Origin of the sequence: Paenibacillus sp. ACRRX (assembly GCF_022346885.1) — a bacterium.
In the GTDB taxonomy this organism is placed as follows: domain Bacteria; phylum Bacillota; class Bacilli; order Paenibacillales; family Paenibacillaceae; genus Paenibacillus_B.
Genome location: NZ_JAKRNK010000004.1, coordinates 284742 through 298305 on the forward strand (window position 1 = coordinate 284742; position 13564 = coordinate 298305).

Consider the following 13564-nt stretch of genomic DNA (forward strand, 5'->3'; position numbering starts at 1 on the left):
AACAAATCCAATAAAAGCGGCCCAGCATTCACGCTTGGGCCGCTTTTTATTGAATTTATACATATTTACGAATAAGCTCAGCCAACTGTGTCGATACCTTTTCCGCGCCAAGCCTTCTCCATTCGTCCCTGCTCAAGCGATATCGGACAAAAGTCTCATCCGAATCCATCGCTTCTGACAACCAGCCGCCCAAACCGCGTGCTCGGCGATCAATCTGAAGCAGCAGTTCCAATTGATGCTCAGTCGGGTAAAAGATGACTTCCAGTTCATCAAGCTCACCCCGAAAATAAGATGTAGGTACAAACTCGAATTCCTGCACAAATGGGGATACGCTGCCCAGACGCGGCGCATATTCGCATTCAGCCTTGCGGAGGCGAAAGCCAAGTCGATTCAAAGCATCTATAACAATACTTTGTTCAACGCTAGGCACAATCTCAATTCGATCTTGATCAGATGGATCAACTGCGCTTGCGATATCCAGCTCCGTCTTCAACCAGACCGGTGCATTGCCGATGGTAAGCGGCGTCTGCTGGGGCAGTGTGATAAGAGCCGGAAAATCACGCTCTTCATTAGGCTGGAGACTAAACGCCTCACTCACACGATATCGTGCTAATTCGCAATTTACCCAATGCTTATGATCATTGCTTTCCTTCAGATATTGTGTCATCAACGTTAATCTAATCCCATCAACCTGTTGCGCCACTTGCCCTCCTACTATTTTGACGACACCTTTCACTTGATCACCCGGCGCATAACGTACGTGCTCAAGAAGCGTATCTACCTTGGCATTACCGATCCCTACACTTGCTAACAAGCGATTAAACATGGACATCTCATGACCTCCGCCTAAGGATTGGAATTCTACTCATTCTAAATAGTATGCGATTTCACTTGCCTGTCTCCTGATAATACGGACCGAATTTGGCAAATGTTTCATGATTATTGTTGTTTTATCTAAAAAGGGTTGGCAAGAAAATGATGAATGCTATAATAGGAAAGCAGTTCTGCAGCAATCTTATAAAGGACGACAGATTAGGCTATCATGGGAGAGATGGACGTTGAATTTGTTTGTCATTAATCGACACGCAGGCAATGGCAATGGCCAACACGTATGGACGGATATTGAGCCGAGATACAGAAAGCTTGGCATCCCTTATGCAGCATGTGTGTCTACTACCCCGGAGCAAGCAGAAGAACAGGTTAAAGCTCACTTGGTCACCTACCCATACGCTGATGTAATTGTAATTGGAGGAGATGGAACCATCCACCGCATGCTCCCGCTGCTGGCAGGAACTCATGCGACACTAGGTATTATTCCGGCAGGATCGGGCAACGATACCGCAAGAGGTTTCGGCATACCATCCGAACCAATTGGCGCGCTTGAAGTAATGCTTGCTGGAGAGCGACGCTTGATTGACCTCATCAAGGCTCATGACAGATGGACTCTAACAGCTATTGCCAACGGCTTCGATGCCGCAGTGGCCGATATCGTCAATCGAAGCGTCTATAAACGCTGGTGCAACCTCCTAAAAATAGGACCTGTCGCGTATTTAATTGGCATCATCCATATGCTCTTTACTTACCGTCCTACCAATGTTGAAATAAACATTGATGGCGAGAAATCGCAGTATCGCAACGTGTGGCTAACCGCTATTTCCAATGTCAACAGCTATGGTGGCGGAATTCGAATATGTCCCGCAGCCAGAGCAGACGACGGCAAGCTTGATATTTGTATCGTCCATAATTGCAGTCGGTTTACCTTCATTCGACTACTTCCTACCGTATTTTCAGGTAAGCATGTCAAACTGCGTTATGTGGCCATGAAGCGCGGATCCATCATTGACGTGAAGTCTTCACAGTCTATCGTATCTATCGGAGATGGAGAACGGATCGGGACAACGCCCTTCACTGCTTGTATACATCCAGGGAAGCTGAACATATATGCACCTTATGTCGATTCAAAATAGTCGACAAGGTGTAATGTAATCATGTACACATTAGAAAGCGAGGACAAGAAAGTGGGAGAATCAAAAGTAAGAACACTGGCGCAAGAATTTAAGCAATTTGCGCTGCGTGGCAATGTGATCGACTTGGCAGTCGGTGTCATTATCGGCGGTGCCTTTAACAAGATCGTCACCTCGATCGTTAACGATCTGGTCATGCCGCCTATCGGATATATGCTTGGCGGGGTTAACTTTAAGGACTTATTCTGGCAAATGGATGGCAAACTTATGCCAGACGGATCTGCAATTACATCATTGGCACAAGCACAACAGCAAGGTGCCGCTGTCATTGCCTACGGCTCCTTTGTCAGCACGATTATTGACTTTATTATTATTGCCCTGTCTATTTTCGTCATGGTTAAAGCTATAAATGTCATGCACCGCAAGAGAGATAAAGAGGAAGTCGTCGCAGAGCCTACAACCAAAGCCTGCCCATACTGTGTTTCCGAGATTCCAAAGGCCGCAACACGCTGCCCAAGCTGTACTTCTATGCTTAACGAATCCGAATTCGTTAACGTTTAGATATCATTTGCTTAAACAATAAAGACCGTCCTCGCTTAGAGCAGCATGGCTTGTCCATACCTCTGTGCGAGCAACGGTCTTTTGTCTTCATATATATCCCATTATATCTAAGTTAGAGAAACCGTCTATTTTTCTCCATCATCGATTCAGCGATCGCTTTTAAGAATGGATCAGGTGTAAATGATTCTTCTCCAGCATCCATCTTCTTGACTACAATCTTGTCGAATGTGCTGCTGCCGCCGGCAGGAGCGAATACATAATGATCTTCGTCCTCTATCGATGCTTTATAGCCCATCATATCCAACATGTCCAGTATTTGTGCAGCAGTAGGTTTCTTCCCCTCCTCAATCATAACGAGACCGCGAAGCTTTTCTATCTCACCGTTACGTGCTTGTAAATCAAAATGGATGATGCATTCTTTCATCCTAATCCCTCCTCGTGCACAATTTCAGACAGCCAAGTGTTCGCTCTATGCAAAGGTTAATGTATCCTTCTTCGCTTTATCATAAACGCTGTTCTGTGTATACTATCCCTTACGACAGGAACAGCAAACCGTTGCAGGTACTTATTTGCAATGTAGTGAACATCTAGTGAAATTATGCTCAATTGTCGATTATTATTAACAATAAGGTTCTAACCGAATAAATCTTGGACTTCATTATTCTCTAACCTTCCCACTATTCTGCTGTTCCAACTCATAGCCCAGCATATATAAGATGATGTCTTGAACAACAAAGTGGCAACCCCCTACCTGGTCCCTTGCATATAAATATAAATAAACCGCTGAAGCTCCATCCAATCCACAATCATGTGACTTGGATAGAGCTTCAGCGGCAAATTACTTATCCTATAAATAAGCTTGGAATACCCGTTTATACAAATGGAGAGCCGCAGCGCTCACACCACTTCGCCTCTAGAGGTGCAAATGAGCCGCATGCTGTACAGGGTTTAGCTTCTGGCAATGGTTCAGGACCAGCTTCAAAGCGCTTCGTGCCAATATGGCCATCGTAAGCATTAGGCACAGCCGACTTATGCAAGGAATCAGTCACCGTATGTTGACGATGCTGGGAGCGTGGAAGCAGAAACTGTTCCTCGTCAAATGCATACGCATCCTCATCTTCAAACGCATCTGTTTGCTGAGGCACGGCATAACGAGGATACTTTTCCTCATCCACTACCGAATGGAAAGCATCCTCTGCATCATCATGTTCCGGATGTGCATATTGACCATCCTTATACTCAAATGGCCGCAATTCTGTCACTTTACCCTGCGGCTCATAGGCGGCCGCAGTCTCTTCTCCCATGCTCGGCGGATCAGGCAGCTTGGTGCCGCACTTTGCACAGTAATTGGCCGTCCATGGCGCAATCTCACCACAATCACATCGCTTCTCGTGACGCAGCTCGCACCTTTTCCATTCCAATTGTTCGATATCCTGTTCTACACGCGCATTGACACGGGCAAGCGCGGCTAGCTGATGCTCTAGTCCCGAAAGTTCATTCGTTTTATATGCTTCATAGGCCAGGCAGCCTATCTCATATGTATTCTGCTCCCATTCTTTGCGGAGTGATTCAATTTGGGATTGAATCCGATTTAACTCCACCACATTTTGGGCTTTCTCAGATGCCTTGGACGCTCCTTCTTTCATTTTCTGCAAAAAACGATTCATCCTATGGCCCCTCCTTTCCTGTCACACCAAACTTCCATCATTTAAAATTTGAAATAGATCGATTATAAACATAGTATGTTTGTCCCGCATTTACAAGTACATACGAGATTATACTTGTTGGCAGAGAGGTGAATTCACCTCTTCTCGCGAAGTTCAGTATAAACCCTGATAACCTTTAAACAAAGGCATGACAATTGAAACTTGAAATCGTAAAAAACTGATTATTTAATGCACAAATCAATATGAATCGTTAGACGTGTGAATGATCGCACTTCCCTTCCTTGGTTCATATTTCAAAGGGTCTCCCCCTTAATTTAATCTAAGGACAACGTATGCTTATACGTGTAAAAACATGTTTGTGTTGTGCTGTATTCTTCTCTTCTATTTAACATTTCGAATTTCAGGAAGATATGGCCTTTGCGGTGTCAGCATTCTGCTATCATAATAGAAGAGACTGATTGTAACATGAACCCTTCATTCAGCAGCTATAACAGAACTCTACTGGGCTAACTGTTAACTGGCCTTTACTATAAGAAAGGAATTACTCACATGAAGAAAGAAGAACAACGTGCCGCTGTATCCTGGCGGTCGAGGCCCGATGGGGTAACCTCAGCAGCACCTGTCCCGGTTGCAGCTACGGCTGACCAAGCCCGCCTTGCGGCGGCAGTTGAATCCGAGGAAGATGCCTGGTTTTTTCAAGGGCTGGCGAATCAGGGCCTATCGCTGCATGCCTCACAGCGCAGCGCGGTCCGTCACGGCGAAGGACCGCTGCTCTGCCTTGCGGGCGCCGGTTCAGGCAAGACGTCCGTGCTGACGGCACGGGCTGCTTACCTGTTAACCGTGCGCGGAGCTGCGCCAGAGGCGCTGTGGCTGGTCACGTTTACGAACAAAGCCGCAGCAGAGATGCGCTCGCGGCTAGCACGGCTGCCTGGCGTGAACTCGGCCATGGCACGCGGCGTGCAAGCACGAACGTTCCACTCGTTCGCGCTTGCCCTATTGCAGGCGTACGCACCGCCGTTCACGCTGCTCGCGGAAGAGCGTGCGCGCCACGGCTTCATGCGCCGCGTGCTGCGCGAGCTCAGCCTGCACGACACGCTGCAGGCCGAGACGGTGCTTGCCGCGCTGTCCGCGCTGAAGGCGCGCTGCCAGTCCCCTATGGACTGGCGACCGGATGGCAACGCAGAGCGCGACATGCAGCGCGCAATGAAGCGCTTTGAGGACCAGAAGCGCGAACGTGGATTAAAAGATTTCGATGATTTGCTTGTTGACCTCGTCCACCTGTTGGACAGCGATGAAGCACTCGTGGCGAAGCTCCGCCGTCGCTTCCGCTACGTCATGGTCGACGAATTTCAGGATACGACCCCTGTCCAGATTCAACTGCTCCGCCATGTGACTGATGGGCACCGCAACTTGGCTGTGTTCGGGGACGACGATCAGACGATCTATACCTTTAACGGAGCTTGTCATTTATATATGACAGAGTTCCGTACGACATACCCTGACGCGGTACAAGTTACACTCGACATGAATTTTCGATCCAATCCGGCAATTGTCGGATTGGGAAATGCAGTCATCGAACATAATAAAGAACGTTTAGCTAAGACAATGCAGGGCGTAGCGGATCTCCCACTTGGTAGAGCAGGTAACCATGTGGATAACTATTCACCCCCTCTTCGTGCTAATTCTATATCCATGCCGCGTTACCTGCGGCCCGCGGATGGCGAGGAAGAAGCTCAGCTATTGGCAGAGCACATTCAGCAGCTTGTATCGTCAGGTAAGCTGCGATATGCAGATATTGCGATCCTGTATCGGACGGGCCATACAAGCCGTGCATTAGTTGAGCATCTGACGATGAACGGCATCCCGTTTCAGCAGTTAGGTGCTGAACCACTGTTCTATGAACACGCGCTGGTTAAGCCGCTCCTTGATCATCTGCGGCTCGCCCTGAAGCCGCGTGATTTCGATGCGCTCGGCAGCGCAGTTGCTTGTTTGTATGTACCGAAAGATTCTGGCTTGACGTATGTGCAGCAAGCAGATAAAGGTCATGCCAAGAAGTACCCACTGGTGCATCTGGCTACTTGCCCGGGTATTGCCGAGTTCCAGCAAGCTGCGGTCAAACCTCGCATTCGATACATCAAAAAGTTGGCTAATTTGAAGCCACAGATGGCAATACGTGACATGCGCCGTGAATTTTACGATAAATATACAACTGCAATGGCTGGAGAAAAAGCAACAGCCTATCAAGAGACCATTGCCGAGACGTTAGAAGAACTGGAGAGCTCAGCTCAGCGTTTTGACACGGTCGAAGCCTATTTAAAGCATATTGAAGATCTGAGAGAACGCTATGCTGCCGCAGCAGCCTTAAAGCCAGCAAAGGCTCACAAGCGGGCTGCGCAGGCCCCTACAGCTGCTCTTGCAGGCAAGCAGTCCACAGACGAACACGATACCCTTACACTTATGACAATACATCGAGCCAAGGGACTGGAGTTCCCTTGCGTATTTTTAATCGGCATTACGGAGGAATTGCTTCCGCATCGAATATCGCTTCGGGATAAGCCACCCGCAGAGAAGGAACAGTTCTCTTCCATGCAAACCAACACAGTTGGTTCGATCGATTCGACTAGTAGGACTCGTGATGGTAAAGCTGTAAATCCAGTTCACTTGGACAGCACCATCCATTCCATCACAAGCACATCGTCCAGCGCACTTGACGTCAAGCAAACACTGTTAGAAGAAGAACGACGTCTGCTCTATGTCGGCATTACTCGTGCAAGACAGGAGCTCTTCATCAGTTCACCTGTCATCGTACACGGCAAGAAACAGGGGGTCAGTCGGTTCTTGATAGATGCCTGGCGTGGTCCTACACCAAATTCACCTGCACTGCCCGCTAAATGACAGCATAGTGTGAATACGATGGCATAACCTCTGTGCTGCTGCGCTGTTTAAAAAATTAGTAAATAGGGGAAAGTTCATTCTGTATTTTGAAATACCCCCCTGATATCTATTACAATAGAGAGTAGACGCAGAGAAATGCTTTTGAGATAAAGATTTGCATTTATAATCTGCGATAACACGCAAGAAGGAGATTTTACATGTCCAAGTCTGATATGATTCTAAAGCAGTATGAACAAGTAAAGCAGTTGCCCACATTGTATCAGTTGGCATTGGAAGAGCTTGAGACGAAGATTAAGATTATTCAAGCAGAATGGAAGATACGCAATGGATATTCTCCGATTGAGCATACCAAGACCCGACTAAAAGAACCTAACAGCATTTTTAATAAATTGCAGCGCAAAGGTTTACCCCTAACTTTGGACTCTATCGTTAGTAAAATATATGACGTAGCTGGCATGCGTATTGTGTGTGCCTTTGTGAAGGATATTTATTTAATACTAGATCACTTAAAATCACGAGACGATATTCGTGTGGTCGACATTAAAGACTACATTGCCAGTCCAAAGGGAAATGGCTACCAGAGTCTGCATGTAATCGTACAGGTGCCGCTTGTCCTGTTTGACGATGTGCGATGGGTATACATCGAGATTCAACTGCGTACATTGGCGATGGATTTCTGGGCTAGTCTGGAGCACATTATTTATTATAAATTCCAGCAGCAAGTCCCGCAGCATGTCATCAATGAACTCACGGAGGCCGCCAAAGCCGTTGATGAGTTGGATCGCAAGATGCTCGATTTGCGTAAAGAGATATTATCTTATAATCAAGAAGAGTGGATATCGGGGTTGTCCGAGGGCCTGGGCGACGTCTTAAACGACACTAAACCTTATACTCGAGTTGAAGCTGTTAACGTAACTAAACACTCGCCGTCTTAGTTCCCTGAAAGATACACGTACGTATACAGGAAAATATTCCTTCGTATGCATCTGTACAAGTTAAAACATGCTAAGTATTGACGCTAGGTGACGTCATCACCTGATTTTGCTTAGCGTCCCGAATACCATGATGACGTAAGACACTGCCGATCTCAACATCACCAGGCAGCTGTGTAGATAACACGGCACGTCTGTTATCACACTTACACACCATTTAATAGCTGCATGTTGAACAGTAGCTATTAAAATGAGTATGTCGATGTGATAAGTAAGACGGACTGGGCTGCTCTTGCCAAGAATAGGTACTTTCGATTATCAACGATAGGAATTATTCATTCGGTTAAGATGAACAGTCGCATGTTGATTTGCAAACGTCTCTACGTGTCATGGCTTCATAGCGAGTCTGCTGCGGTGCCTTGCGGCTAACTGAAGCAGTCTTAAGAAGAGCTTGTATATGACGTATGGGACTAACTCCCTAACGCCGTATACAGGCTCTTTATGTGTTCGCATATCTTTCACTTTTTCTTGTCCTGCCCTGATTCCACATGCCCTACCAAGCGATCTAGACGACAAATTTGGAAACCATACTCATAGCATGCCGCCGCAACGATAGATAATCGCCTCGATCCTTCCTCGCCCTGTACGCATTGTGTCATCAACACATATAGAAATGACTCATTATCTTGCTGCAGCCGCTCAATTTCGTGGCTGTCCTGCTTCACTTTGTCTTCCATCTTTAACAAAACGTGTTCATGACCCTTGATCAGCAATTCCAGATGAGCGTCAAATAAACGGTCTACACCCTCTTCTCTAAACGACTGGAAATAATGGTTCTCCATCGCTTCCAATACTTCCATTCCTTTATGAAGCGTATACAGCAGTTGCTTGTGCACAACGATATGTCTGGATTCCCGGTACCTGGCCCGTTTCAGCTTTTTGGTTTCTTCTTCAAACAATTTGAATTTATCGCCAAGTGACTTTAAGTTGTCCTCAAGCGCGCCCTTCTCTGCACGGAATGCCGTTTCTTTCATCTCATCAGACACAACTGTTCTTAAGAGCAGCGACATCCTACTAAATGCTGCCTCTAGCTGTTGATTAAATTGGACTTTAGGATTCGGTGGGAAAAATAATATATTTATGACAAACGCCGAACCAATCCCTACCAGAATTTGTGCAAATCTTGCTAATGCAAAATCCCACTGCCCAGATGCCTCCATTACCGCGATGACCGTTACTAAGGTTAGGCCGACCGTTTCTTCCATTTTCATTTTGAGACAAATCATAATAACTAAAATACAGATAATACCGACCACTATAGGGTTGTTGGATATGACCATCCCCGCCAACAATGCTATAGCTGCGCCTAAGGTGTTCGTCTGGAGCTGCTCCAGAAAGTACCGCCATGAACGGTAAATGGAAGGCTGCATCGCAAAGATCGCGGCCACCGCCGCAATGACTGGTGTGTGAAGCTGCAGAATCATCGTGATATAGAGGGCCAGCGTTACCGCAATCCCCGTCTTCAGCACCCGCGCTCCAAATGCCACATGGATTCCTCCTTCTAAAATGAAAAGAACTGAGCAAAATTTGTTAAAAGCTAATGCTATGCCCAGCCTTATCTTACACGCTTCAATACGTTTCATGCAAAAGGATATCTACGCAACTCTCCATCTGCACGATTTCAATACGGTCGTTTGCCGGTCTGGTCGCAGAAAAAAGCCTACAAGCTGTTACACAGCCTGCAAGCTCTCTCATTCAGGATGCTGCTCATCGCTAACTTTCATTTATTAAAATACGTATAACGACCTCGCCCTGCGGACATTTAATCACTAAGGAATTGCTCCAGCGTAGTCTTCTGCTCGTAAATAGCAGTGGCAGTATCCACACCAACATATCGAATATGCCACGGCTCGTACATATAACCTGTAATGGCTTCTCCATCCTCTGGGTAACGAATAATAAAGCCTGCTTCATGCGCGTGTTCTGCCAGCCATTTACCTTCCTTGGAAGCACCAAATACTTGCTCCAATTCATTGCTCACACTTGGGCTTGATACATCAATGGACAATCCTGTCTGATGTTCACTAGTCCCTGGTACAGCACTAACACGTGAAGCATATTCCTGACCCTGTGTATCCACGTAATGACTAAACAAGGATTGCTGACGCTTGTAAGATCGGTATCCGGATACTGCATTCAGCTCGATGTCACTCTCGTTTGCACTGGCGAACAACTGCTCTAACGCCGCTGCCGCTTCCTTACGCATATGACGCTTCTCATGCGCTTCACTAAAGGAGAACTTTACATTGGGTTCCACCAAATCTGCCGGCTCATATCCATCCGGCAGTGAACGCTGTTTGTTTACCACGACATAGATGGATTCTGGATTTGTCACAACAGACTTACCATCTTTCTCTTCCGTAGTACTCGCCATTGCGGCCTCACTCTTTACGGATGCAAGCTTGTCCACTGGCTCCTCTCCTTTGCTGTCGGCATCTTCTCCTGTCTGAGGCGTCAAAGCAGGATCGACTTGTCCTGAACCTGTCTGAGGTGTCTTTTGTCCTTCCGTAGTGGGGGTAGCTCCGTTGGAGCATCCACTTATCAAAAGGGTCGCACTAAGCGCTGCTATCATACACACGGCGGCTAACCGACGCTGTTTGTTCTGTTTCATTTCTATCATCCTTTCATTCCGCTGCTCTATCTTGTCTATTAGATTGAGACTCTATTATAACGGATTAAAAGAATTAGTTCACAGTCATCATTTTCATAATAGAAATAGATGGCAGATAGAGTGTCCTTTCTGCTCATCTAGTCATGCGAAAAAAAGAGTCTAGCAAGGCAGAACCTGTGCTAGACTCCCTATTCTACGTGGCACTAACCTGCTGTTACGGCTCCGTTGCCTCTTACATTGCGCTCTTGCCCGATGCCAATATCTTCATCAGGCTCGTTATTAAATGCCTCACGGTCAAACTCGCCCTCGCTATTGCCCACCAGAAGCGAGGCTACCGTTGTACCAGTAGCATTAACAGCAGTACGTGCCATATCCACAATGGCGTCAACACCAAGTACTAGGGCAAAGCCCTCTAATGGCAATCCTGCTTGAACCAATACCACCGTCGTTGAAATGGATGCTGGGCCAGGCACACCCGCAACACCGACTGATGCCAGCGTAGCTACTGCGATAATAAGCAAATAGTCCGTGATTCCAAGTTCGATGCCAAATACTTTGGCTACAAACACCGCAACGATAGCCGGATAAAGACCGCCGCATCCGTTCATATTAATCGTAGCTCCGAGTGGAGCCACAAAGCTTGCGACACGTTCGGACACCTTCATCCGCTTGGTGATCACCTCCAGATTGACAGGCAGCGTCGCATAGCTGCTGCGAGTCGTGAAAGCTACCGCAATCGTAGGGTACGCCTTCTTGAAGAAGCGTAGAGGATTCACTCTTGCTACAAATGTCACCAGCAATCCATAAGTGACAACCATATGAATCAAGCAAGCAATAAAGACCGCTGCGATAAACCAAGCTAATTCCTTGAGTGTCTCTAAGCCATACTTAGCAGCCATTGATGTGACTAAACCGAGCACACCGTATGGGGTCAACCTGATAATAATCTTAGTTACGCGGAACATAATATGAGAGAAAGATTGGAAGAAGCTCCTCACCGGCTCTACACGCTCCGGATGACGTCCGCCTTCCCACGTAATGGCGATCGCAATGAAGAAAGCAAATATGATGACAGGTACTACTTTCCCAGTTGCCATCTCATTAACAGGATTCGATGGAACAAGATCAAGCAGTACTTGCTTAAATGTTGGAATCTCACGCGCCTCAAAATCTTTCGCAGCATCCGTGCTTTGTGGGATACCTGCTCCTGGATCAACCACCACAGCAACGCCAATACCGATCGTAGCCGCAATCGCCGTTGTTATTAAGAAGATCGCAATTGTCTTTGTTCCTAGCTTCTTAAGTACGTTAAGATCTTTGACTGAAGTAATACTCGTAATAATCGTCGAGAATACAAGCGGCATGACGACCATTTTAATCAAGCTTACATATATAGAACCGAGAATGCCTACATCCACAGCGTCCTTACCAAATAATGCTCCAATACCAAAACCGAACACCATTGCAAGTAAAACTCGGGTTCCAAAGCCGACCTTCTTCTTCGCCAGCCACCACAATACAACGGTTAAAAGTAACGCTACGCCCCAACTGCCATACACCGAGAGATCTTGAAGCGGTAGCCAAGCTTGATCTTTCATCGACGTTCACCCCGTAATATTTATATAATAATTCCTACCTGTTTAATTGGTATTATAAAAACAAAGGGATGTTATCGTCAACTCCTTTTTTTGCAAATAAACTACTTGAACACTTCTCTTAACCCTCTCGCATCAGACACCCTCTAACATCAGTCCCTTTACTGCTTCCCTACGGCTGAGCGGCATTAGTTCATGCTGTTCCACATAATGTGCTACCCATCCCGGATCTGTTTTCGCATATTCACGCAGAGCCCAGCCAATCGCTTTCTGTATAAAAAATTCCTTTGATTCAACGTGTGCTGCGATCGCCGCTGCTAACAACTCACGGTCTGTCTTGCCTTTATATTTCAGTTGGAATAACAGTGCTGTGCGGTTCAACCACATTTGATCCGAACCTATCCAGCGTCCAGCATAATGACGACAATCATCCGAATAACGACTCATCACGCCCCCTACTGTATGGGAAGCCAATCCGTCCACTGTATCCCACCAGGATTTTGTCAGGATGCAGCGTTCGATTCGATGTATATGTGACAATTCCAGCAGCTTCAATCCTCCTTCTAGAAGTTCCATGGCCACATAAGCCAACTCTCTCTCTTCATATGCCCACAACACCTCAACTGCGGCTAATAAAACATCTGCCGATGCAGGCTTCCCGTAAGTTCGTATGTGCGATCTGAACAATTCCTTACGCTTCGGTTGGGGAATACCAAAAAAGGGAAACTGTCCGCGCATATATTTTGACATCGCTGCCGCTTTCTCTGGATCAGCGTTGGCTTTCATCGCTTGTACAATCGGTTCAATCGGATAATGACTCATGAAAACTTCCTCCCCTTATGATGCTTTGTCATTAGGATAATAGTTTGGTCTCATTATGAACTCTTAACTCTAGTTTACCCGGATCAACTGCATTATTATGTAAAAAGTATTTTACATTTAATCAATGATCTTGTATGATGATGCCACATATGTTGGAACAGTGAAAGTTGGTAGACGATGGAGAATCAAATTAAACGTTTACGAAGATTGCTGAAGTTGTCCCAGGAGGATTTGGCTCAAGCTTGTAATGTATCACGTCAGACGATCAATGCCATTGAAAATAACAAATACGATCCAAGCCTTACACTTGCTTTTCAGCTTGCCCACGTACTGCAGGTTTCTGTCGATGAGCTATTTTTGTACACGAAGCAGCAATCCTAAATCAATATCAACCCTTATTAACGGATGAAATCATAAAGCCCCGTATAATGTCAAATGTCACAAGGCCGAACAGTTC

General features: G+C 46.4%; 12 protein-coding genes. 5 read left to right on the forward strand and 7 right to left on the reverse strand.

Features of this window, described 5'->3' with window-relative positions:
* Positions 1-55: 55 nt before the first annotated feature.
* Positions 56-832, reverse strand: coding sequence for a sporulation protein (locus MH117_RS14430; RefSeq protein WP_239329463.1), 777 nt, complete (start codon positions 830-832; stop codon positions 56-58).
* Positions 833-1058: 226 nt separating this feature from the next.
* On the opposite strand from MH117_RS14430, the gene MH117_RS14435 reads away from it, so the two are divergent.
* Positions 1059-1967, forward strand: coding sequence for a diacylglycerol/lipid kinase family protein (locus MH117_RS14435; protein ID WP_239329464.1), 909 nt, complete (start codon positions 1059-1061; stop codon positions 1965-1967).
* Positions 1968-1988: 21 nt separating this feature from the next.
* On the forward strand, positions 1989-2525 hold the full coding sequence (gene mscL / locus MH117_RS14440; protein ID WP_239329465.1) for a large conductance mechanosensitive channel protein MscL: 537 nt from the start codon (positions 1989-1991) through the stop codon (positions 2523-2525).
* A gap of 112 nt (positions 2526-2637) precedes the next feature.
* Here the strand turns inward: mscL and MH117_RS14445 are convergent, their stop codons facing one another.
* Positions 2638-2949 carry a dipeptidyl aminopeptidase gene (locus tag MH117_RS14445; protein ID WP_239329466.1) on the reverse strand — a complete coding sequence of 104 codons (312 nt, stop codon included), beginning with the start codon at positions 2947-2949 and terminating at the stop codon, positions 2638-2640.
* A gap of 448 nt (positions 2950-3397) precedes the next feature.
* Entirely contained in the window at positions 3398-4192 is a 795-nt protein-coding gene (locus tag MH117_RS14450) for a zinc ribbon domain-containing protein (RefSeq protein ID WP_239329467.1), read from the reverse strand.
* A gap of 549 nt (positions 4193-4741) precedes the next feature.
* On the opposite strand from MH117_RS14450, the gene MH117_RS14455 reads away from it, so the two are divergent.
* A complete protein-coding gene (locus tag MH117_RS14455) occupies positions 4742-7087 on the forward strand; it encodes an ATP-dependent helicase (RefSeq protein WP_239329469.1) in 2346 nt (781 codons plus the stop codon).
* A gap of 197 nt (positions 7088-7284) precedes the next feature.
* Entirely contained in the window at positions 7285-8022 is a 738-nt protein-coding gene (locus MH117_RS14460) for a GTP pyrophosphokinase (protein WP_239329470.1), read from the forward strand.
* Positions 8023-8537: 515 nt separating this feature from the next.
* On the opposite strand, the gene MH117_RS14465 is transcribed toward MH117_RS14460, so the two are convergent.
* The 4 genes from MH117_RS14465 to MH117_RS14480 all read right to left on the reverse strand — a co-directional run bounded on the left by MH117_RS14465 (position 8538) and on the right by MH117_RS14480 (position 13107).
* Positions 8538-9566: an FUSC family protein gene (locus MH117_RS14465; protein WP_239329471.1), complete on the reverse strand. Its 1029-nt coding sequence runs from the start codon at positions 9564-9566 to the stop codon at positions 8538-8540.
* A 275-nt stretch (positions 9567-9841) separates the two neighbouring features.
* Complete coding sequence (locus MH117_RS14470; RefSeq protein WP_239329472.1) at positions 9842-10690, reverse strand: M15 family metallopeptidase; 849 nt, start codon at positions 10688-10690, stop codon at positions 9842-9844.
* Positions 10691-10893: 203 nt separating this feature from the next.
* Positions 10894-12288 (reverse strand): dicarboxylate/amino acid:cation symporter, encoded by a 1395-nt coding sequence (locus MH117_RS14475; protein WP_239329473.1) that lies wholly within the window; start codon positions 12286-12288, stop codon positions 10894-10896.
* Positions 12289-12420: 132 nt separating this feature from the next.
* Entirely contained in the window at positions 12421-13107 is a 687-nt protein-coding gene (locus MH117_RS14480) for a DNA alkylation repair protein (protein WP_239329474.1), read from the reverse strand.
* A gap of 177 nt (positions 13108-13284) precedes the next feature.
* On the opposite strand from MH117_RS14480, the gene MH117_RS14485 reads away from it, so the two are divergent.
* Positions 13285-13488 (forward strand): helix-turn-helix transcriptional regulator, encoded by a 204-nt coding sequence (locus MH117_RS14485; protein ID WP_239329475.1) that lies wholly within the window; start codon positions 13285-13287, stop codon positions 13486-13488.
* The last annotated feature ends 76 nt before the right edge of the window (positions 13489-13564 follow it).